We start from the raw sequence: 20,958 nt of genomic DNA, 5'->3' as shown, positions 1-20,958 counted from the left end.
CCGGCGTCCCGCCCCGCTACGCGCCGAACGCGCGCGACAGGGTGTAGATCAGGAGGCCCGCCAGGGCGCCGACCACCGTGCCGTTGATGCGGATGAACTGGAGGTCGCGGCCGATATGGGCCTCGATCTTGCGCGAGGTGTGCTCCGCGTCCCAGCCCGCCACCGTGTCGGTGATCAGCGAGGTGATCTCCGTCCGGTACGTGGTGACCACGTAGACGACCGCGCCCTCGATCCAGCCCTCCACCTTGTTCTGGAGGCGGCCGTCCGTGGCCAGCCGGGCGCCCAGGGACATCAGCGAGGAACGGACCCGCAGGCGCAGCGCGCTCCGCTCGTCCTCCGCCGCCGAGATGATCATCGAGCGGACCGCCGTCCAGGTGGAGGCGATCACGTCCTGGATCTCCTCCCGCTGCAAGATCTCCGACTTCAGGCGCTCCACCCGCGCCCGCGTCTCCGTGTCCGACTGGAGGTCCGCCGCGAAGTCCGCGAGGAAGCGGTCCACCGCCCCGCGCGCCGGGTGCTCCGGCATGTCCCGCATCTCCTGGACGAAGCGGAGCAGCTCCTTGTAGACGCGGTCGCCGATCTTGCGGTCCACGAACCTCGGGGTCCAGCCCGGCGCCCCGCCCTGTACGGCCGCCTCGACCGACTCGGCGTGGGTGACGAGCCAGTCGTACGCCCGCGCGCACACCAGGTCCACGACCCGGCGGTGGCCGCCGTCCGCGACGACCTTCTCCAGCGTCTTGCCGATGCCCGGCGCGATCTCCGCCGTCTCGGCCCGCCGCGTGATCGCCTCGCCCACGACGGCCTGCACATCGGAGTCCCGCAGGACCGTCAGCGCCCCCCGCAGGGCCGTGGCCAGCTCCGCCGTGACCCGGTCGGCGTGTGCGGGCTCGGCCAGCCAGGCGCCGAGCCGGCCGCCGATGCCGAGGGCGTGCAGTCTCGTGCGCACCACGTCGGCGGAGAGGAAGTTCTCCCCGACGAACTCCCCGAGCGAGACGCCGAGCTGGTCCTTCTTCGTCGGGATGATCGCGGTGTGCGGGATGGGCAGGCCGAGCGGCCGCCGGAACAGGGCGGTGACCGCGAACCAGTCCGCGAGCGCGCCCACCATGCCCGCCTCGGCACCGGCCGCGACGTACCCGGCCCAGCCGCCCGCGCCCGCGTGCTCCGCCCACTTCGCCGCCACGTAGATCAGCGCGACCAGGACCAGCAGGCCGGTCGCGGTCCGCTTCATCCGGCGGACGCCGCGCCGGCGCTCCTCGTCCGCCTCGCTGAACACGAAGCCGCCCCGTGCCGTGGCCGCGGTCGATGACGACGTCGGCGAAGACGCAGCCTCTGCCGTAGTCGTCGTGCTGCCCTGCTCCACGTGCTCCTGCCTTCCCCCGGGCGACGGTTTCGTCCGCATAGCATCCGACTCCCGGGGCGCCCGGGGAGTTCCCGGCGCGCCGTACTGGTCCCCCGTACTCGTTCCCCGTACGGGTCGCCCGTACTGGTCCCCCGTCCGCGGCCCGTGGAGCCCTACAGCTCCTTGCGCGGCTTCTGCTTCGAGACCGACCGCTGCTTCGGCGGTTTCACCTTCACCTCGACCCCGCCCCAGAAGGCGAGGCCCGTCACGACCACCCGCGGAGCCCCCGGCTCCACCGGGCCGGGGCTGTCGCGCTGGTCGAAGCCGCCCATCACGCCGATGCCGCGCACGTCGACCTCGACGCCCGGCGGCACGGTGATCTGGATGCCGCCCATGATGGCGACGCAGTTGATCACGACCTCCCGCTCCGCGAAGTTCGCCTCGCGCAGGTCGATCTCGCCGCCGCCCCAGAACGCCACCGCGTGGAGCCGGGCGGGCACGGTCCAGTTCCCCTTGCGCTGGAAGCCCGACATGATCGCCACGGCCATGGCCGGACCGCCCGCCGTGCCTCCGCCGCCCACGATCCGGGCCGGCCAGGAGGCTTCCGAGCCCGCCGGTACGGCCTTCGCCAGCCCGACCGGAGCCACCGGGGCGGCCGCGATCGGAGCCGTCGCGCCGGGTGCGGGCAGGTCCCGCGTCAGCGGTTCGAGCTCGGCGTACGTACGGGACCGGTAGGCCGCGTCCAGCCGCTCCTCGAACTCGTCCATGTCGAGCCGGCCCTCGGCGACGGCGTCCCGCAGCCGGTCCACCACCCGCTCCCGGTCGGCGTCCGAAGCCCTCAGCTCCGGCAGCAACGGCTTCTCGGGCCGCGGCGTCTCGGGCCGCTCATCACTCATGCAGACCAGCCTATGCAGTCACCCCTGAGAGCGGTACGGCCCGAACCCGGCTCCGGCTCAGGGTTGTCCCTGATTTAACCCCGCCCCACCCCGGCCCACCCCGGCCCGCCCGGCCCCGCCCCGGTCCCTCTACCCCCGCCCCGCGTACATCCGCGCGATCACGTCCACGATGTCCGGCTCCCGCACCGACAGGTCCAGCAGCGGATACTCCGCCGCCACCGCCGCCACCAGCGGAGCCGCCGAAGCCCGCGCCGGGAACGCCAGCCACTGCCGCGCGCCCTCCACCTTCACCACCCGCGCCCCCGCCACCTCGATCGGCGGGAGCTCCCGCTCCAGGTCCACCACCAGCGTCCGCTCGCTGGCCGCCGCACCGTCCGCGGCGCCCGCCGTGTGCAGTCCGCCCAGCGAGCCGTCGTAGACCAGCCGCCCGTGGTCGATCACCATCACCCGCTCGCACAGCTGCTCGATGTCCTGGAGATCGTGCGTGGTCAGCAGCACCGTGGTGCCGAGCTCCTCGTTCAGATGCCGCAGGAAGCCCCGTACGCTCGCCTTGCTCACCACGTCCAGCCCGATGGTCGGCTCGTCCAGGTACAGCACGTCGGGGTCGTGCAGCAGCGCCGCCGCGATGTCCCCGCGCATCCGCTGCCCCAGCGACAGCTGCCGTACGGGTACGTCGAGCAGCTCGGCGAGGTCGAGCCGGTCCACGCAGCGCTCCATGTTCTGCGCGAACCGCGCCGGCGGGATCCGGTACATCCGCCGCATGAGCGCGTACGAGTCCTTCAGCGGAAGGTCCCACCACAGCGTCGTGCGCTGTCCGAACACCACGCCGATCCGGTGCGCGAGGCGCATCCGCTCCCGCGCCGGGTCGATGCCGGCGACCCGCAGCCGGCCGCCGCTCGGGGTGAGGATGCCGGTCAGCATCTTGATGGTGGTCGACTTGCCGGCGCCGTTGGGCCCGATGTAGCCGACCATCTCGCCCCGGGCCACCTCGAAGCTGATCCCGTCCACGGCCCTGACCTGCCGTTTCTCCCGGCGCACCAGGCCCACCCGGCGCCGTACGTCGAAGACCTTCTCGACCTCGTGCAGTGAAATCAGCGCATCCGACACGACTAGCTCCCCGTACTGCGGTACGAACGGACCCCCGCGCGCCAGGCCAGCGACGCGGGGAGGAACACCACGAAGGCCACCAGCGGGCTCGCGTACGCCACCCACCCCGGCAGCCCCAGCGGATCGGGCCGGCCCAGCACGTACAGGGCGGGCAGCCAGTTGACGAAGGCGAGCGGCACGATGTAGGTGACCCCGCGCAGCAGGTCCTTCGCGAAGACGGTCGGCGGGTACTGGAGCATGGTGCAGCCCCCGTAGGTGAAGCTGTTCTGCACCTCCGCGGCGTCCCCGGCGAGGAACTGGAAGGCCGCGCCGCCCACCATCACCGCGCCGAAGATCGCCGCCCCGGCGGTGATCATCACGGGCAGCATCAGGGTCTTCCCGACCGTCCAGTGCAGCTGGTCCAGCTCCGAGACGGCCCACCCCAGCACCACGAGCCCCTGCGCGATCCGCCCGAGCCGGCGCAGTGCGAAGCGGTCGGCCGCCACCTGGGCGAGCACCGGGACCGGGCGGACCAGCATGGTGTCGAGGGAGCCGTCGCGGATCCGCGTGCCGATCCGGTCGGTGTTGCCGAGCAGCAGGTCGGCCAGGCCCAGGGAGGCCGAGCAGGACCCGTACAGCAGGGCGATCTCGGGGAGCGTGAAGCCGCCCAGCTCGTCCACGTGCGAGAACATGATCATGATCGCGACGAAGTCCAGGAGCGTGATGGCCGCGTTGCCGAAGGTGGAGAGGAAGAAGGACGTGCGGTACGTCATCGTCGACCGGATCCACATCGCGGCGATCAGCCCGTAGCCGCGCAGCCCTTCCAGGACCCGGCTGCGCCGCGGGACGAGGAGCCCGGACTCCGACCCGGCCGCACCTGCCGCCCCCTCCGGCCCCGCCGCCCCCGCCGCGCCGGTCGGCGCGGTCCCCCCGACGTCGCCCTCCGCCACCCGCTCAGCCACCCTGGACCACCACCTTCCGCGTCGCGGCCGCCTGCAGCAGCCGGCCCAGCCCGAGCAACACCACGGCCCACACGGCCTGGAAGCCGAGCGCCCCCGCCGTACGCGCGGCCCCGTCGCCCCCGCCGAGCAGGACGTCCACCGGCACCTGGAGCATCGCCGCCCAGGGCAGGAGGCGGACGAACTCCCCGAAGCCGCCCGGGAACACGGTCAGCGGCAGCAGCATCCCGGAGAAGAAGATGGAGACGACCGTGGCCATCATGTTGATCCCGGCCCCGTCCATCAGCCAGAAGGCCGCCAGCCCCAGCAGGTAGCGCAGCGCGAAGCTCACCACCAGCCCGAGGAGCACCGAGACGAGGAAGAGCAGCCAGCGCAGCGGATCCGTGGGCAGCGCCAGCTGGAAGGCGAGCCCGCCGACGATCAGCGGTACTACGCCGCGGCCCAGGAGTTGAAACCCCGCCCGGCCCAGATCACCCGCGAGCCACCACATCTGGAGATCGGCCGGACGGTACAGGTCGACGGCGATGTCACCCGTACGGACGCGTTCTTGGAACTCCTCCTGGAAGCCTCCGCCGATCAGCGCCCCGGCGGCGAGCAGCGCCTGACTGACCCACATGAACGTGAGGGCCTCGGACTGGTCGTAGCCGCCGAGCCCGGGCCGCTCGTCCCAGAGCGCGATGTAGGTGTAGGCCAGGATGAAACCGAACACGGTGTTGGTGAACACCCCGGCCGCGGTGGCCGTCCCGTAGGTGGCGTACCGGCGAAAGCCCCCGGCCGCGACCGCTCCGTAGAGCCCGGCTCGCCCCACCACCGGCTGGCGCACCTCGTCCCCTCCGTTTCCCAGGTCGTTGCTGCGTCGTTCCTGTGTCGGCCAAACCTCTGTCGGCCAAAGCGCGCGAGCTTAGTGCGGAGGGGCGATCCACGCGAACGAATTACGCCCGTCCGGAGCGGAAGCGGCGGCCATCGGGTAGACAGCATGAGGTACAGATGTGGATATTTCGTACGGCGCCGAGGAGTCCCGGAGATGAGCGACCCGTCACCACCGCCCGGCTGGACGCCTCGCGATCCCGACACCCCCGGCGGGCAGCAGGCTCCGGGCGCCGCGGGCACGAAGGGCACGAACGGCGCGACGAAGGCGGAGAGACAGCAGGCGAAGGCGGAGAAGAAGGCGGCGAAGAAGGCCAAGCGCAAGCGCACCGGCTGGCGCCGGCTCCTCCCGACCTGGCGCATGGTCCTGGGCGCGTTCCTGCTCCTCGCCCTGCTCGTCTGCGGCGGCCTCGTGGCCGGCTACCTGCTGGTCCACATCCCGCCCGCCAACGCCGCCGCCACGGCGCAGTCCAACGTCTACCTGTACACCGACGGCACCCAGCTCGCCCGCGACGGCGAGGTCAACCGCGTCAACGTGCCGCTCTCCCAGATCCCCCTGACGGTCCAGGAAGCCGTACTGGCCGCCGAGGACCGCGACTTCCACTCCGAACGGGCGGTGGACCCCGCGGCGATGCTGCGCGCCGCCTGGAACACCGCGACCGGCAAGGGCACCCAGTCCGGATCGACCATCACCCAGCAGTACGTCAAGAACTACTACCTGGGCCAGGAACAGACGATCAAGCGGAAGGTGAAGGAGTTCTTCATCGCGATCAAACTCGGTCGCGAGAAGTCGAAGAACTACATCCTCGAGGGGTACCTGAACACCAGTTACTTCGGCCGCAACGCCTACGGCATCCAGGCCGCCGCCCAGGCGTACTACGGCAAGGACGTCGGCAAACTCACCACCGCCGAGGGCGCGTACCTCGCCACCCTCCTCAACTCCCCCAGCGCCTTCGACGTGGTCGCCCACCCCCAGGGCCGCGGCCGCGCCCTCGCCCGCTGGAACTACGTGCTCGACGGCATGGTCAAGAAGGGCTGGATGACGCCCGCCGAACGCGCTGCCACCCAGTTCCCCGAGCCCGGCAAGGTCCGCCCGGCCGCCGGCCTCTCCGGACAGCGCGGCTACCTCGTCGAGGCCATCAAGGACTACATCGTCGAGAACAAGATCCTCGACGACAAGACCCTCGCCGAGGGCGGCTACCGCATCACCACGACCATCGACAAGGCCCGCCAGACCGCCATGGTCGACGCCGTCAACGACAAGATGGTCAGCAAGCTCGAACCCGACAAGCGCAAGGCGGACCGCGTCGTGCGCACCGGAGCCGTCTCCATCGACCCGGCCACCGGCAAGGTCGTCGCCCTGTACGGCGGCATCGACTACACCAAGCAGTACGTCAACAACGCCACCCGGCACGACTACCAAGTGGCCTCCACCTTCAAGCCGTTCGTCTTCGCCTCCGCCGTGCAGAACGACTCCCACACGCAGGACGGCCGCACGATCACCCCGTACACGATCTACAACGGCGACAACAAGCGGCGCGTCGTCGGCACCCGCATCCCCTACGCGCCGGAGAACGAGGGGCAGGTCAGCTACGGCAACATCACCGTCAACACCGCCACCGACCTCTCCGTCAACACCGTCTTCGCCCAGATGGTCGTCGACGTCGGCACGGACAAGGTCAAGCAGACCGCCATCGCCCTCGGCATCCCCGAGAACACCCCGAACTTCGACCCGGGACCGGCCATGGCACTGGGCACCCTGCAGGCCAGCGTCCTGGACATGACCCAGGCCTACGCGACCCTCGCCGCCCACGGCCGCCACACCCCGCACACCTTCGTCGAGAAGATCGTCAAGGCGGGGGACACCGTCCCGCTCCCGGCACGCGACCCCTCCCAGGCCGTCAGCCGCGAAGCCGCCGACACCACCACGTCCATGCTGGTCAGCGTCGTGGACAACGGAACCGGCACGGCCGCCCTGGCCGCAGGCCACCCGGCGGCCGGCAAGACGGGGACCGGCGAACTGGACCGCTCGGCCTGGTTCGCGGCCTACACCCCGAACCTGGTCACGGTCGTCTCGATGATGGGCCAGGACCCGGACACCGGCTCCCTGGAATCCCTCTACGGAGCCCTGGGCGAGGCCCGCATCGGGGGCGGCGGATACCCGGCCCGGATCTGGGCCCAGTACACGAAGACGGCCCTGGCGGACAGCGACCCCGTGGACTTCGACCTGGAGCTCATGCCGGGCGCGAACCGGCCCCCGCAGCCCCCGCCCGTGGATCCGGACCCGAGCCGGTCCGAGGAGGAAACCCCGGGCGACCGCCCCTCCGGCCGGCCGGGCCGCCCGACGCGGACCCCGTCCACGGGCGGACAGACGAACGGAGGCCAGACGACGGGCGGCCAGACCACCGGCGGCCAGACGAACGGGGGCCAGACCACCGGAGGCCAGACCACGGGCGGCCAGACCACCGGGGGTCAGACCACCGGAGGCCAGACGGACGGCGGCCAAACGGACGGCGGCACCACGAACGGCACCACGACGGGCCCCCAAGGCGGCACCACCGAGGGCCTCCGCCCACCGGCGGACCTACTGGAGTAGCAGAGCCGGCCCAGCCACTCAGTGACCGGAGGTCGCCTTCAGCCCCACGACGGCGACCAGCAGCAGACAGATGAAGAAGATCCGGGCGGCGGTGACGGGCTCCCCCAGCACCGCCATACCGAGCACCGCCGCCCCGGCCGCGCCGATACCGACCCAGACGCCGTAGGCCGTACCGATCGGCAGGGTCTTGGCCGCGTACGACAGCAGCACCATGCTCGCCACGATGCCGGCACCGGTGAACACGCTCGGCCACAGCCGCGTGAACCCCTCGGTGAACTTCATGCCGATCGACCAGCCGACTTCGAGCAGACCGGCGAGAAGAAGCAGAACCCAGGCCATGACAGGCACCTCCGGAACGAGAGCGGAACGGGGTGCGTCGTCTTGTCATGCAGCCATCGGCAACAGCGCGACAGCCACCCGGTACGGCGCGTCTCGTCGGGGGTTCCCCACCACCGTAGCAAAACCGAACGAAAAGGGCCGGTGACGAGGGTCACCGGCCTTCCGCGATCTCATCCCACGGGGCTGAAGATCTCCGTCTAGAGATAGAGCCCCGTGGAGTCCTCCGACCCCAGCCGCTCGGCGGCCACGGCGTGCAGGTCCCGCTCCCGCATCAGCAGGTACGTCGCCCCGCGCACCTCCACCTCGGCCCGCTCCTCGGGGTCGTACAGCACCCGGTCCCCCGGCTCGACCGTCCGTACGTTCTGCCCGACCGCGACCACCTCGGCCCAGGCCAGCCGCTTGCCCACCGCGGCCGTCGCCGGAATCAGGATGCCGCCGCCCGAGCGGCGCTCACCCTCCGGCGAATCGGATTTCACGAGCACGCGGTCGTGGAGCATGCGGATGGGCAGCTTGTCGTGGGTGGTGGTGTTCTCGCTCACGCCCCGAACCTACCCGCCCACACCGCCCCCGCACCCCGCAGGGTCATCACTCAGTGCTTGCGTCGCGCCGACATCACCAGCAGGCCCACGACACCGGCCGCGAGCAGTGCGACCGGCACGATCCGCTCGACGCGCGGGGCGCCGTCGTCGTGGCGCAGCCCGTCGCGGGCGTCGGTGACGAGGCGGTTCACCGTCGCCACGGCGCGGCCGACGACGTGGTCGATGTTGCCGACCATCTTCGCCTTGGCGTCCCCGACGATCGTCTTGGGGTGCATGCGCACCCCGATCTCGTCGAGCGCCTCGGCGAGCTGCTCGCGGCGGCGGACGATGTCCGCCTCGATCTGTGCGGGGGTCCTGGCTTCCGGCACCGCGCTGCCTCCGTCGTCGTGGTCGGTCCCTCGGCGGGTGTAGCCCACCGTGAACAGTCTGTCAGCAGCTTAGTCTCGACACCGTACCGATCCCCTCCCGAGGAGACTGTTGAGATGAGCGAGCGACTTGAGCCGGGCGACATCGCCCCCGCCTTCACCCTGCCCGACGCGGACGGCAACGAGATCTCGCTCGCCGACCACAAGGGCCGCAAGGTGATCGTGTACTTCTACCCGGCCGCGCTGACGCCGGGCTGCACGAAGCAGGCCTGCGACTTCACGGACAACCTGGCGGTCCTGGCCACGGCCGGCTACGACGTCATCGGCGTCTCCCCGGACAAGCCGGAGAAGCTGGCGAAGTTCCGCGAGCAGGAGCACCTGAAGGTCACCCTGGTAGGCGACCCCTCGAAGGAGGTCCTGACGGCGTACGGGGCCTTCGGCGAGAAGAAGCTCTACGGCAAGACCGTCACCGGGGTCATCCGCTCCACGGTGATCGTCGACGAGGAGGGCAAGGTCGAACGCGCCCTCTACAACGTCAAGGCCACGGGCCACGTAGCCAAGATCATCAAGGACCTGGGCATCTGACCCCGGCACCCCGCCCGAACGGATCGGCCCGCACCACACCCGGTGCGGGCCGATCCGTTTATCGGCACGCCCGACCGTAACCGTCCGACTATCGGTCCCGTTACTCCATACGAGGGCCGTACGCGCGGCCGATAGGGGGAGGCAATGGCGGTCCGATACACGCACGAGCTACTGGAAACCGCGGCCCGCGAGGCGAACAACTGGGACGACGCCGTCCGCCTGTGCGGTGGCACGCCAAGCAATGGCAGCAGGCGCTATCTGCGGGCGAAGATGCAGGAAGCGGGAATCGACTGCTCTCACTTCCCCACGAGGTGGGCACGGCACACGGAGGAGCGGCTCCGGGAGCTGGTGGCCGAGTCCACGTCCATCTCGGAGGTGGTCGGCCGACTCGGTATCAGCAACGTCGGCGGCAACCAGACCCACATCTCGCGACGGATCGTCGCTCTCGGCATCGACACGTCACACTTCGTCGCCACCCGACGGCGAGCCAAGGGCTCCCTCGGGCCGGCCCTCTCCCTCAGGGATCCTCAGGACGGCCGAGTGCCCGGCGAGCGCCTCCGGCGAGAGCTGCTGAAGATCGGTGTCCCCGAGGAGTGCAGCGAGTGCGGCGTCGGCACGGTGTGGAACGACAGGCCCCTGCGACACGAGGTCGACCACATCAACGGCGACTGGTGGGACAACCGGCAGGAAAACCTCCGAATCCTGTGCCCCAACTGCCACGCGGCTACGGACACATACCGCGGCCGCAAGGCCAGGAGGGCTGCGTGAGCGAGGTCAAGTACACCCGGAATCTGCTGAGTCGGACGGCGCCGCTTGCGACCAGCCTGGTCGACCTCATGAGGCTTCTGGACACCCCGCTGCTGGCGGGCCCTCGCCGATACCTGCGCGACAGGCTGGCGCACTACGGCATCGACACATCTCACTTCGCCGACGAGCCGCTCCCTGAACGGGTCCGGCAGCGCTATACGGAGGAACGGCTCCGTGAAGCCGCCGCATGCTCGGACGACATCACGGGGATGCTCGCCCACATGGGCGTCGAGCCGTACAACAGCGCCCGCGTCCACATCACCAAACTCCTCGACCGGTTCGGGATAGACACGTCGCACTTCCCCCGTCGAGGCGCTCCGTCGTCACGTCACCTCTTCGCCCGCGAGGAGATCACGCCCGCAGTCGCCGACTCGAAGAGCATGGCGGGGGTCATGCGCGCACTCGGCCACCATCCCTTCGACGGAGCGGCACGCGCCAAAGCCAGGCGGAGCATCGAGGCATACGGGGTGTCGACAGAACACTTCACCGGCCAGGGGCACACCATCGGTCGCCCCTCCCCGTCACGCATGTCCTCGGCAGAGATCCTGCGACGGCTCGAAGTCGGCTCTTCTCGAACCAAGACGGCGACGCTGCGCCGCGCCTTGGACGACCTCGGTGTGCTGCACGTGTGCGCGGAGTGCGGCATCGGCGACGTCTGGCACGGCAGGAGACTCGTTCTGGAGATCGACCACGTGAACGGCGACCGGCTGGACAACCGCCGGGAGAACCTCCGCTACTTGTGCCCCTCCTGCCACAGCCAGACACCGACCTTCTCCAAGCGATCAAGGACGGCCATCCCATCGCAACGACCTGCTGTCGACCAGTAAGGTGGTCGCACGGGTCCGTACCCCAGCTGGCTAGAGGGCGCCGGTTTAGGTCCGGTGTGTCGTGGGTTCGAGTCCCACCGGGCCCACATCAACGGCCGGTCACCCCCTTCGGGGGATGACCGGCCGTCGGCGTTCTGCCTCGGCTCAGCCCAGGAGTTCCCTCACCACCGGGATCAGGGCTCGGAAGGCCTGGCCTCGGTGGGAGATGGCGTTCTTTTCCGACGGGGTGAGTTCCGCGCAGGTGCGGGACTCGCCGAGGGGTTCGAGGATCGGGTCGTAGCCGAAGCCGCCCGTGCCCGACGGGGTGTGGCGCAGGGTGCCCAGGAGGCGGCCTTCGACCACGCGTTCCGTGCCGTCCGGGAGGGCGAGGGCGGCCGCGCAGAAGAAGTGGGCTCCGCGGTGGGCGTCGTCGATGTCGCCGAGCTGGGCCAGGAGGAGGGCCAGGTTCGCGGCGTCGTCGCCGTGGGTGCCGGCCCAGCGGGCCGAGAAGATGCCCGGGGCGCCGTTCAGGACGTCCACGCAGAGGCCCGAGTCGTCCGCGACCGCCGGCAGGCCCGTGGCCTGGGCCAGGGCGTGTGCCTTGAGGAGGGCGTTCTCGGCGAAGGTGACGCCGGTTTCCTTGACGTCCGGGATCTCCGGGTACGCGTCCGCGCCGACCAGCTCGTGCGGCAGGCCGGCGGCGGACAGGATGGCGCGGAGTTCGGTGACCTTGCCCGCGTTGCGCGTGGCGAGGATCAGGCGGCTGGGCGTCGCGGAGGGCTGCGTCGAGGTCATGGAGCCATTATCCGGGCCGCCGCCCGGGCCCCTCTCCGGGCCTTCGCCCGCACCTCGGGCCGCATCCCGGACCGCGCCCGGGCATCGGCCCGCTCGCCGGATCAGCCCGGGGTGCAGACCTTCGAGATCTCCTTCGCCGCGTCCGCGACCGGGGTGACGTCGGGGGTCGTGGTGCCGCTCTCGATGGAGGTGCGGACGTTCTGGACGGCCGTGTTCATCGAGGAAATGGCCTTGCTCAGGTCGGCGTTGTCCGTCTGGTCGCCGACCTTCTTGAGGTTGGCCTCGATCGCGTTGAGCGCGTTCTGGGCGTCCTGCGGGCTGTTGCCGGCCTGCGAGACCGCCTGCTGGAGGTCGTTGGCGCCGTCCGTGATGGCGACCGCCGTGCTGGCGCAGTCCATCGCGGTCGAGATCGCGTCGCAGGAGGTGATCGCGGGTATGGCGAGCGCTGCCGTCAGGGCGACGGCTGCCAGGCGGTACTTCGGCTTCACTTCGGCCCCCAGGAGGATGATGTGGATACAGCGGACGTTCAGGCACGCAGATACGTGGACGGGCGCACGGCTTCGACGCCGTGCACCCGTATCCCCGGAGACGCGCGGACGGGCCGCGCGGTTGCCACCGGTCTCAGAGCGTGAGCTCCAGGGCGCCGAGCTGGAGGGCTTCCAGGTCGGCGCAGCCGCCTGCTGCCAGGTCGAGGAGGGCGTTGAGTTCCTTGCGGTCGAAGGGCTCGCCCTCGGCCGTGCCCTGGACCTCGACGAAGCGGCCGTCGCCGGTGCAGACCACGTTCATGTCGGTCTCGGCGCGCACGTCCTCCTCGTAGCAGAGGTCGAGGAGCGGGACGCCGTCGACGATGCCGACGCTGACGGCGGCGACGGTGCCGGTCAGGGGCTTGCGGCCGGCCTTGATGAGCTTCTTGCCCTGACCCCAGGAGATGGCGTCGGCCAGGGCCACGTAGGCGCCGGTGATGGCGGCGGTGCGGGTGCCGCCGTCGGCCTGGAGGACGTCGCAGTCCAGGACGATGGTGTTCTCGCCGAGGGCCTTGTAGTCGATGACGGCGCGCAGCGAGCGGCCGATCAGGCGGGAGATCTCGTGCGTGCGGCCGCCGATCTTGCCGCGTACGGATTCGCGGTCGCCGCGGGTGTTCGTGGCGCGGGGCAGCATCGAGTACTCGGAGGTGACCCAGCCTTCGCCGCTGCCCTTGCGCCAGCGCGGGACGCCTTCGCTGAAGGAGGCGGTGCAGAAGACCTTGGTGTCTCCGAAGGAGACGAGGACGGAGCCCTCTGCGTGCTTGCTCCATCCGCGTTCGATGGTGACCGGGCGGAGCTGTTCGGGCGTACGGCCGTCGATGCGAGACATGGCACCGAGCCTAGCCGGTGCAAGGGAACGAGAAGACCCCGTCCGGGTGCGTCCGGTCGGGGTCCTGTCGTACGTACGGGTGCGCGCGGGGGCGCGTGGGAGCCGGTGGGCTCAGCTCACATCATGTCTTCGATGTCGGCGGCGATCGGGTCGGCGTCGGTGCCGATGACGACCTGGATCGCGGTGCCCATCTTGACGACGCCGTGGGCGCCGGCGGCCTTCAGTGCGGCCTCGTCGACCTTGCTCGGGTCGATGACCTCGGTGCGCAGGCGGGTGATGCAGCCCTCGACCTCTTCGATGTTCTCGATGCCGCCGAGCCCGGCGACGATCTTCTCAGCCTTGGTGGCCATGTGTTTCTCCCTGAGTTCTACGAAGAACGAGTCCGACTGACATCCGGCGTCGGCGTGTGAACGCCCGCCGCCCGATCGACCGACCCACCAGGGCGGTCCGCTTCGTCACGGTAGCCCACGATTGGCCCAGCTACGCGGGCACATGCCCGGTATCTGCCGAATGATGATGATCAGCACCAACCTGCCCTAAGGCGGGTGAAATGCGACCGCAACACAAGTGGTCTACACCAGTGTGCCGCAAGTGTCGCGACTGCCAAAAACGGGCCGGTCAGGGAGGACGCGGATGAGCGCGAGCAGCGCCGCAGCAGTGCCACAGCAGAAGTGGTGGAACGGCTTGTTCCAAGGGCTGCAGAAGATGGGCCGGAGCCTGCAACTGCCGATCGCCGTGCTGCCCGCGGCCGGCATCCTGAACCGGTTCGGCCAGGACGACGTGTTCGGCAAGGACGGCCTGGGCTGGACGAGCGTCGCCAAGGTCATGGCGGCCGCGGGCGGCGCCCTGCTCAACGCGGACATCGGCCTGCCGCTGCTCTTCTGCATCGGCGTCGCGATCGGCATGGCCAAGAAGGCGGACGGCTCGACCGCCCTCGCGGCGGTGGTCGGCTTCCTCGTCTACCGGAGCGTGCTGCACGCCTTCCCCAAGTCCTGCCCGGAGGGGACCAAGGACATCAAGGGCGCCTGCCTGGGGGCCGGGGACGCCTTCGTCGAGTACACGTACCAGAACCCGGGGGTGTTCGGCGGCATCATCATGGGCATGCTGGCCGCCTGGTTCTGGCAGCGCTACCACCGGGTCAAGCTGGTGGACTGGCTGGGCTTCTTCAACGGCCGCCGCCTGGTCCCGATCATCATGACCTTGGTGGCGATCGCCTTCGCCGTGCTCTGCCTGTGGATCTGGCCGCCGATCGGCGACGCGCTGGAGAGCTTCTCGGACTGGCTGGTGGGTCTGGGCTCGGTGGGCGCCGGCATCTTCGGCATCGCGAACCGCGCGCTGCTGGTGATCGGCCTGCACCAGTTCCTGAACGTGCCCGTGTGGTTCCAGTTCGGCAGCTACACCAAGCCGGACGGGCAGACGGTGCACGGCGACATCCCGATGTTCCTCGCGGGCGACCCCAACGCGGGCCAGTTCCTCACCGGCTTCTTCCCGATCATGATGTTCGCCCTCCCGGCGGCGGCGCTGGCGATCACGCACTGCGCGAAGCCGGCCCGGCGCAAGGAGGTCGGCGGCCTGATGCTGTCGGTCGGCCTGACCTCGTTCGTCACCGGCATCACGGAGCCGCTGGAGTACTCGTTCCTCTTCCTGGCGCCGGCACTGTACGCGGTCCACGCGGTGCTGACGGGTGTGTCGATGGCGGTGACCTGGGCCTTCGGGGCCAAGGACGGCTTCAGCTTCTCGGCGGGTCTGATCGACTACGTCATCAACTGGAGCCTGGCGACGAAGCCCTGGCTGATCATTCCGATCGGCCTCTGCTTCGCCGTCGTCTACTACGGCATCTTCCGCTTCGCGATCACCAAGTGGGACATCAAGACGCCCGGCCGGGAGTCCGACGAGGAGATCGAGGTCATGCAGGCGGAGAACACCAAGGCCTGACCGGCGCCGGTCCCCCGCGGGGCGCGAGTCCGCCCCCGGGGCGGGCGAACGCCCCTGCGGCGGCCCGCCGAACGGACCGCCACGGGGCCACCGGAAGCCCCGCTCGCACCACCCGACGGCACACGAGGCCTTCGGACCCACAGGGTCCGAAGGCCTTTGTCATGTATGTCCGACTGTGTCCTCCCCCACGGAAATGACGGGTTCCTTACGCCGACCTCACCGTGCTACAACTGGTCTACACCACTGAGTGGTGTAGACCACGTGGGCCTTTCGGCCCCGGGGTCCCCCGTTCCGAGACGCTGCCAATCCCCCGTTTTTCCACGTCCTTGGCAGAGCCTTGTCCACTGGAGGAAGACCATGTCCACAGCCACCGCTGCGGAAAAGAAGAAGGGCGCTGGCGTGATGGCCGTCATGCAGCGCATCGGCCGGAGCCTCATGCTCCCCGTTGCGGTGCTGCCTGCCGGCGCGCTCCTGCTCCGCCTCGGCGCGGACGACATGCTCGGCGACAAGGACGTCTTCCCGACGTTCGTGCTCAAGATCGCCGGCTACATGGCCGCCGGTGGTGGCGCGATCCTCGACAACATGGCGCTGCTGTTCGCCGTCGGCATCGCGATCGGCTTCGCCAAGAAGTCGGACGGTTCGACCGCCCTCGCGGCCGTCACCGGTTACCTGGTCTTCCAGAAGGTGCTCGCCACCTTCACGGACAGCAACCTGCCGCAGGTCGCCAAGGTCGTCGGCGGCAAGATCGTCATGCTGGACGCCCCGGTCAACGCCGGTGTGCTCGGCGGCGTCGTGATGGGTGTCATCACCGCGCTGCTCTACCAGAAGTTCTACCGGACCAAGCTGCCGGACTGGGCGGGCTTCTTCGGCGGCCGCCGCCTCGTCCCGATCCTCTCCGCCCTCGCGGGTCTGGTCACGGGCATCGTCTTCGGTCTCATCTGGCCGGTCCTCGGCTCGGGTCTGCACAGCTTCGGTGAGTGGCTGACCGGCTCCGGCGCCGTCGGCGCGGGCATCTTCGGTGTCGCCAACCGTGCGCTGATCCCGATCGGCATGCACCACCTGCTGAACTCCTTCCCGTGGTTCCAGGCCGGCTCCTTCGAGACCCCGACCGGTGCCGTCCACGGTGACATCGGCCGCTTCCTCGCCGGTGACCCGACCGCCGGACAGTTCATGACCGGCTTCTTCCCGATCATGATGTTCGCCCTCCCGGCCGCCTGCCTCGCGATCGTCCACTGTGCGCGCCCCGAGCGCCGCAAGGTCGTCGGCGGCATGATGTTCTCCCTCGCGCTCACCGCCTTCGTGACCGGTGTGACCGAGCCCATCGAGTTCACCTTCATGTTCATCGCCCCGGTCCTCTACGCGATCCACGCGGTCCTGACCGGTGTCTCCATGGCGCTGACCTGGGCCCTGGGCATGCGTGACGGCTTCGGCTTCTCCGCCGGTGCGGTCGACTTCGTCCTGAACCTCGGCATCGCGAACAACCCGTGGGGCCTGGCCGGCATCGGCCTCTGCTTCGCGGTCGTCTACTACTTCGTCTTCCGCTTCGCCATCACCAAGTGGAACCTGCCGACGCCGGGCCGCGAGTCCGACGAGGAGCTCGCCGAGATCCTCAAGGCCGAGGCCAAGTAAGCACGCAAGGCCGTACGAAGAAGCCCCCGCTCTCCCGGAAGGGAGGGCGGGGGCTTTCGCGTGTCCACGAGCCCGTCGGGACGGGCAGTCGGTCAGACCTCGTACACCGCGCCCGTGTACGCCAGCTCGACCGGGCCCTCGTAGACCGCGCGGGCGTCGGCCAGGTTGCGTTCGGCGTCCGTCCACGGCGGGATGTGGGTCAGGACGAGCCGTCCGGCGCGGCCGGCGCGGGCGAACTCGCCGGCCTCGCGCCCGTTGAGGTGGAGGTCCGGGATGTCCTCCTTGCCGTGCGTGAAGGAGGCCTCGCACAGGAAGAGGTCGGTGTCCTCGGCGAGCAGGCCCAGCTCGGGGCAGACGCCGGTGTCACCGGAGTACGTCAGCGAGCGGCCGCCGTGCTCGACGCGGATCCCGTAGGACTCGACCGGGTGGCAGACCTTCTCGGTGCGGACCTGGAACGGGCCGATCTCGAAGGAGCCGGACTTCAGGGTCCGGAAGTCGAAGACCTCGCTCATGGAGCGCTCGTCGGGGACGTCCTCGTACGCGGTGGACAGCCGCTTCTCGGTGCCCTCGGGGCCGTAGACGGGGATGGTGCCGCAGCGGCCGCCCTCGTGGCGGTAGAAGCGGGCGACGAAGTACGCGCACATGTCGATGCAGTGATCGGCGTGCAGGTGGCTGAGGAAGATCGCGTCGAGATCGTAGAGCCCGATGTGCCGCTGGAGCTCGCCGAGGGAGCCGTTGCCCATGTCGAGGAGCAGCCGGAAGCCGTCGGCCTCGACGAGGTAGCTCGAACAGGCCGATTCCGCGGACGGGAACGAGCCCGAACAGCCGACGACGGTGAGCTTCATGGAGCGTGAACCTCCGTGGACGGTCCGTGGACGGAATGCGGGCCGTGCGTGGGTCGAGCGTAAGGCGCGAAACGTCCGGTCGCTCCTCCGCGGCGGGCCGTTGTGGGGCGAATCACCTGAGCTGTCACCCGGGGGAGCGACGGGGCGGACCCGCGTTGCCGTGCGGGTGCCGTGCGGCTGCGGTAGGACCGGGGTGCGGTGGGCGTGCCGCTGCCATGCCGGGGGCGCCGGGCGGGGCTACGGTCGGAGTATGGACACGTCCTGGTGGCCGGCCGTCGCCGCGGTGCTGGTCGTGATCCTGCTGGTGCTCCTCCCCCGGCGGGCGCGGCGGGTGCGGCGGGCCGCGGATCCGCCGCACGGACCCGGACCGCTGCCGCGGCCGGAGGCCGGCGAGCTGTGGTCCCTGGAGGACGGGCGGCCCGTCCTGGTGCTGGGCGTACGGGGCCACCGGGCGCGGATCGCGCGGATCACCGGGAAGTACGACGACCGGAGCGCCGGGGTGATCCCGCTGCCGCCGGGGGTGGTCGGGGCGCGGGGCGGGTTCCTGGAGGCGGACCGGGTGGTGGAGGTGTCGGTATGGGAGTTCGCGAGGGCGCGGCTGCTGGGGACGGTGGATCCGGCGGTGTGGGACGAGGTGAAGGGGCTCGGAGGGCTCGGGGGACCCGGGTCGTCCGGCTGAAGCGGGTCTACGATCCCCCGGAACCGGAGCTGGACGGGGTCAGGGTGCTCGTGGACCGGCTGTGGCCGCGCGGGCTGTCGAAGGAGGCGGCGGGGGTCGACGAGTGGGCGAAGGCGGTCGCCCCGTCGGGGGAGCTGCGGAAGTGGTTCCACGCGGGTGGGTCCGTGGCGGAGTTCCGGGAGCGGTACGCGGTGGAGCTTCGCTCGGAGGAGGCGGTGGTGGAGCTCGCGCGGCTGCGGGCGGTGGCTGCGGGCGGGCCCGTCACGTTGTTGACCGCCGTCAAGGATCCCGGGGCGAGTCATGCGGGGGTGCTGGCCGCGTTGTTGGGCTGAACCGTCCGGGGCGCGGGGGTGTCCCGGCCCGCCGGGCGGGCTGCGGGTGTGCCGCTGCGCGGGGCGGAGTCCCCTACCCGCCCTTCCACCGATCCCCGGGCTCCGCCCGGACCCCCCTGGGGCTCCGCCCCAGACCCCGGTCCTCAAACGCCGGACGGCTGAAAAACGCCGGCGGGGCTGGAGATCCAGCCCCGCCGGCGTTTGAGCGATTTGCGCTCGGCTACGCCCAGAGTTGGCCCTGGAGGACTTCGATGGCTTCTTCGGTGGTGGCCGCGGTGTAGACGCCCGTCGACAGGTACTTCCAGCCGCCGTCGGCGACGACGAAGACGATGTCGGCCGATTCGCCCGCCGCCACCGCCTTGCGGCCGACGCCGATCGCCGCGTGCAGGGCCGCGCCCGTGGAGACGCCCGCGAAGATGCCCTCCTGCTGGAGGAGCTCCCGGGTGCGGGTGACCGCGTCCGCCGAGCCCACCGAGAAGCGGGTCGTCAGGACGGAGGGGTCGTAGAGCTCCGGGACGAAGCCCTCGTCGAGGTTGCGCAGGCCGTAGACGAGGTCGTCGTAGCGCGGTTCCGCCGCGACGATCTTGACGCCGGGGACGTGTTCGCGCAGGTAGCGGCCCACGCCCATGAGGGTGCCCGTGGTGCCCAGGCCCGCCACGAAGTGGGTGATCGAGGGGAGGTCCGCGAGGATCTCCGGGCCGGTCGTGGCGTAGTGGGCACCCGCGTTGTCGGGGTTGCCGTACTGGTAGAGCATCACCCAGGAGGGGTTCTGCTCCGCCAGTTCCTTCGCGACGCGGACGGCCGTGTTCGAACCGCCCGCCGCCGGCGACGGGATGATCTCGGCTCCCCACATGGCCAGCAGGTCGCGCCGCTCCTGGGAGGTGTTCTCCGGCATGACGCACACGATCTTGTAGCCCTTGAGCTTCGCGGCCATGGCGAGGGAGATGCCCGTGTTGCCCGAGGTGGGCTCCAGGATCGTGCAGCCGGGGTACAGCCGGCCGTCCTTCTCGGCCTGCTCGACCATGTGGAGCGCGGGGCGGTCCTTGATCGAGCCGGTCGGGTTGCGGTCCTCGAGCTTCGCCCAGATGCGGACGTCGTCCGAGGGCGAGAGCCGGGGCAGGCGTACCAGCGGCGTGTTGCCGACCGCGGCCAGCGGGGAGTCGTAGCGCATTACTTCGATCCGCCGGCTACGGCCGGGAGGATGGTGACGTTGTCGCCGTCCTTGAGGGCGGTGGAGATGCCGTCGAGGAAGCGGACGTCCTCGTCGTTGAGGTAGACGTTGACGAAGCGGCGCAGCTCGCCGCCCTTGGCCTCGTCGATGATGCGCTCCTGGATGCCCTTGTGGCGGGTCTCCAGGTCGGAGAAGAGGTCGGCCAGGGTGGCGCCCTCACCGGTGACGGCCTTCTCGCCGTCGGTGTAGGTGCGGAGGATGGTGGGGATGCGGACCTCGATGGCCATGGCAGGCTCCAGTCAGGATGGTGAAGGGAAGGCGGGGAAGCGAAGCGGAGCAGGCGCGAGCCGCGCGGCCCGCGAGGGGGCCCGCGGTGCTCAGGCGGCAGTACAGATGGCGCTGGCGAGGCGGCACAGGTCGACGTGCAGCCGCGCCACAAGCAGCAGCCTGCCGGGCGTCTCGATGCTCACGTCGTGGGAAACCATGCGGTCATGTTAACGATTCCCGGTCCCTGGTTTGGAGTGTGATTTCACATCGTGGACGGATATCGCTCACATAGTGAGACCAGGTCTCGCGCGACGCCTCAGTAGGCCTCGACGACCTGTACTTCTTCCTCCGCGATCACGCCTTCGATGATCTTGTACGACCGGAACTGGAACTCCCCCAGGCCGTCCTTGTCCGCCGTGGAGACCAACACGTAGTGCGCGCCGGGCTCGTTCGCGTACGTCACGTCCGTGCGCGAGGGGTAGGCCTCGGTCGCGGTGTGCGAGTGGTAGACGATGACGGGCTCTTCGTCCCGGTCGTCCAGGTCGCGGTAGAGCTTCAGCAGGTCCTTCGAGTCGAACTCGTAGAACGTGGGCGACCGGGCCGCGTTCAGCATCGGGACGAAACGCTCCGGGCGGTCCGTGCCCGCCGGGCCGGCCACCACGCCGCAGGCCTCGTCGGGGTGGTCCTGACGGGCGTGCGCGACGATCCGGTCGTACAGGTCCTGGGTGATGGTCAGCATGAGCGACAGGATAAGCAGACGGGCCCTCC

General features: G+C 70.3%; 24 protein-coding genes, 1 tRNA gene and 1 pseudogene. 9 read left to right on the top strand and 17 right to left on the bottom strand.

Going from position 1 to position 20,958, the window contains the following annotated elements; genetic code table 11:
- Positions 1-16 precede the first annotated feature (16 nt).
- From OG898_RS17270 to OG898_RS17250, 5 genes are all read right to left on the bottom strand, one after another.
- Positions 17-1,399, bottom strand: a complete 1,383-nt coding sequence (locus OG898_RS17270; RefSeq protein WP_250741159.1) for a DUF445 domain-containing protein — start codon at positions 1,397-1,399, stop codon at positions 17-19.
- A 113-nt stretch (positions 1,400-1,512) separates the two neighbouring features.
- The gene (locus OG898_RS17265; protein WP_266957815.1) at positions 1,513-2,235 is read right to left on the bottom strand and encodes a DUF1707 domain-containing protein; all 723 of its coding nucleotides are present in this window, start codon (positions 2,233-2,235) and stop codon (positions 1,513-1,515) included.
- 129 nt (positions 2,236-2,364) lie between these two features.
- On the bottom strand, positions 2,365-3,342 hold the full coding sequence (locus OG898_RS17260; protein ID WP_266957813.1) for an ATP-binding cassette domain-containing protein: 978 nt from the start codon (positions 3,340-3,342) through the stop codon (positions 2,365-2,367).
- A gap of 2 nt (positions 3,343-3,344) precedes the next feature.
- Positions 3,345-4,148, bottom strand: a complete 804-nt coding sequence (locus OG898_RS17255; RefSeq protein ID WP_266960296.1) for an ABC transporter permease — start codon at positions 4,146-4,148, stop codon at positions 3,345-3,347.
- Positions 4,149-4,275: 127 nt separating this feature from the next.
- On the bottom strand, positions 4,276-5,103 hold the full coding sequence (locus OG898_RS17250) for an ABC-2 family transporter protein (protein ID WP_266957811.1): 828 nt from the start codon (positions 5,101-5,103) through the stop codon (positions 4,276-4,278).
- 405 nt (positions 5,104-5,508) lie between these two features.
- Here OG898_RS17250 and OG898_RS17245 point away from each other — a divergent pair, with 405 nt between their 5' ends.
- Positions 5,509-7,743 carry a transglycosylase domain-containing protein gene (locus tag OG898_RS17245; protein ID WP_250741316.1) on the top strand — a complete coding sequence of 745 codons (2,235 nt, stop codon included), beginning with the start codon at positions 5,509-5,511 and terminating at the stop codon, positions 7,741-7,743.
- A gap of 18 nt (positions 7,744-7,761) precedes the next feature.
- On the opposite strand, the gene OG898_RS17240 is transcribed toward OG898_RS17245, so the two are convergent.
- The 3 genes from OG898_RS17240 to OG898_RS17230 all read right to left on the bottom strand — a co-directional run bounded on the left by OG898_RS17240 (position 7,762) and on the right by OG898_RS17230 (position 8,989).
- Positions 7,762-8,082: a multidrug efflux SMR transporter gene (locus tag OG898_RS17240; RefSeq protein WP_030026576.1), complete on the bottom strand. Its 321-nt coding sequence runs from the start codon at positions 8,080-8,082 to the stop codon at positions 7,762-7,764.
- Positions 8,083-8,279: 197 nt separating this feature from the next.
- Entirely contained in the window at positions 8,280-8,621 is a 342-nt protein-coding gene (locus OG898_RS17235) for a co-chaperone GroES (RefSeq protein WP_250741151.1), read from the bottom strand.
- A gap of 50 nt (positions 8,622-8,671) precedes the next feature.
- The gene (locus OG898_RS17230; RefSeq protein ID WP_250741314.1) at positions 8,672-8,989 is read right to left on the bottom strand and encodes a DUF3618 domain-containing protein; all 318 of its coding nucleotides are present in this window, start codon (positions 8,987-8,989) and stop codon (positions 8,672-8,674) included.
- Positions 8,990-9,103: 114 nt separating this feature from the next.
- Here OG898_RS17230 and bcp point away from each other — a divergent pair, with 114 nt between their 5' ends.
- The 4 genes from bcp to OG898_RS17210 all read left to right on the top strand — a co-directional run bounded on the left by bcp (position 9,104) and on the right by OG898_RS17210 (position 11,291).
- Entirely contained in the window at positions 9,104-9,571 is a 468-nt protein-coding gene (bcp, locus tag OG898_RS17225; RefSeq protein WP_250741149.1) for a thioredoxin-dependent thiol peroxidase, read from the top strand.
- 144 nt (positions 9,572-9,715) lie between these two features.
- Positions 9,716-10,339, top strand: coding sequence for an HNH endonuclease (locus tag OG898_RS17220; protein ID WP_266957809.1), 624 nt, complete (start codon positions 9,716-9,718; stop codon positions 10,337-10,339).
- Positions 10,336-11,205 (top strand): HNH endonuclease, encoded by an 870-nt coding sequence (locus OG898_RS17215; RefSeq protein WP_266957807.1) that lies wholly within the window; start codon positions 10,336-10,338, stop codon positions 11,203-11,205. The genes OG898_RS17220 and OG898_RS17215 overlap by 4 nt, the downstream gene beginning before the upstream one ends.
- Before the next feature lie 11 nt (positions 11,206-11,216).
- A tRNA-Leu gene (locus OG898_RS17210) sits at positions 11,217-11,291 on the top strand.
- Between the two features lie 58 nt (positions 11,292-11,349).
- On the opposite strand, the gene rdgB is transcribed toward OG898_RS17210, so the two are convergent.
- The 4 genes and pseudogenes from rdgB to OG898_RS17190 form a co-directional block, all read right to left on the bottom strand.
- The gene (rdgB, locus tag OG898_RS17205; RefSeq protein WP_250741145.1) at positions 11,350-11,979 is read right to left on the bottom strand and encodes an RdgB/HAM1 family non-canonical purine NTP pyrophosphatase; all 630 of its coding nucleotides are present in this window, start codon (positions 11,977-11,979) and stop codon (positions 11,350-11,352) included.
- Between the two features lie 101 nt (positions 11,980-12,080).
- Entirely contained in the window at positions 12,081-12,467 is a 387-nt protein-coding gene (locus OG898_RS17200; RefSeq protein WP_250741142.1) for a hypothetical protein, read from the bottom strand.
- Between the two features lie 133 nt (positions 12,468-12,600).
- A complete protein-coding gene (rph, locus tag OG898_RS17195; protein ID WP_250741140.1) occupies positions 12,601-13,332 on the bottom strand; it encodes a ribonuclease PH in 732 nt (243 codons plus the stop codon).
- 116 nt (positions 13,333-13,448) lie between these two features.
- Positions 13,449-13,685 (bottom strand): annotated as a pseudogene (locus tag OG898_RS17190) (glucose PTS transporter subunit EIIB); the annotation flags it as partial.
- A gap of 280 nt (positions 13,686-13,965) precedes the next feature.
- On the opposite strand from OG898_RS17190, the gene OG898_RS17185 reads away from it, so the two are divergent.
- Together OG898_RS17185 and OG898_RS17180 are read left to right on the top strand one after the other, a co-directional pair.
- On the top strand, positions 13,966-15,267 hold the full coding sequence (locus tag OG898_RS17185; RefSeq protein WP_266957804.1) for a PTS transporter subunit EIIC: 1,302 nt from the start codon (positions 13,966-13,968) through the stop codon (positions 15,265-15,267).
- Positions 15,268-15,624: 357 nt separating this feature from the next.
- Entirely contained in the window at positions 15,625-16,896 is a 1,272-nt protein-coding gene (locus tag OG898_RS17180) for a PTS transporter subunit EIIC (RefSeq protein WP_266957802.1), read from the top strand.
- Positions 16,897-16,988: 92 nt separating this feature from the next.
- On the opposite strand, the gene OG898_RS17175 is transcribed toward OG898_RS17180, so the two are convergent.
- Entirely contained in the window at positions 16,989-17,741 is a 753-nt protein-coding gene (locus OG898_RS17175; RefSeq protein ID WP_250741135.1) for an MBL fold metallo-hydrolase, read from the bottom strand.
- 250 nt (positions 17,742-17,991) lie between these two features.
- Between OG898_RS17175 and OG898_RS17170 the strand changes: the two genes are divergently transcribed.
- Positions 17,992-18,420, top strand: coding sequence for a hypothetical protein (locus OG898_RS17170; RefSeq protein ID WP_250741134.1), 429 nt, complete (start codon positions 17,992-17,994; stop codon positions 18,418-18,420).
- Positions 18,421-18,464: 44 nt separating this feature from the next.
- On the top strand, positions 18,465-18,752 hold the full coding sequence (locus OG898_RS17165; RefSeq protein WP_266957800.1) for a DUF488 domain-containing protein: 288 nt from the start codon (positions 18,465-18,467) through the stop codon (positions 18,750-18,752).
- Positions 18,753-18,972: 220 nt separating this feature from the next.
- Here the strand turns inward: OG898_RS17165 and OG898_RS17160 are convergent, their stop codons facing one another.
- The 4 genes from OG898_RS17160 to OG898_RS17150 form a co-directional block, all read right to left on the bottom strand.
- Complete coding sequence (locus OG898_RS17160) at positions 18,973-19,923, bottom strand: PLP-dependent cysteine synthase family protein (protein ID WP_250741132.1); 951 nt, start codon at positions 19,921-19,923, stop codon at positions 18,973-18,975.
- Positions 19,923-20,210, bottom strand: a complete 288-nt coding sequence (locus OG898_RS17155; protein ID WP_250741130.1) for a MoaD/ThiS family protein — start codon at positions 20,208-20,210, stop codon at positions 19,923-19,925. The genes OG898_RS17160 and OG898_RS17155 overlap by 1 nt, the downstream gene beginning before the upstream one ends.
- A gap of 90 nt (positions 20,211-20,300) precedes the next feature.
- Positions 20,301-20,408: a putative leader peptide gene (locus OG898_RS36270; protein ID WP_323182362.1), complete on the bottom strand. Its 108-nt coding sequence runs from the start codon at positions 20,406-20,408 to the stop codon at positions 20,301-20,303.
- Positions 20,409-20,506: 98 nt separating this feature from the next.
- Complete coding sequence (locus tag OG898_RS17150) at positions 20,507-20,929, bottom strand: Mov34/MPN/PAD-1 family protein (protein WP_250741128.1); 423 nt, start codon at positions 20,927-20,929, stop codon at positions 20,507-20,509.
- Positions 20,930-20,958: the final 29 nt, after the last annotated feature.

This window comes from Streptomyces sp. NBC_00193 (genome assembly GCF_026342735.1).
Classification (GTDB): domain Bacteria; phylum Actinomycetota; class Actinomycetes; order Streptomycetales; family Streptomycetaceae; genus Streptomyces; species Streptomyces stoeckheimensis.
This window is presented reverse-complemented; position numbering and strand designations above follow the sequence as displayed.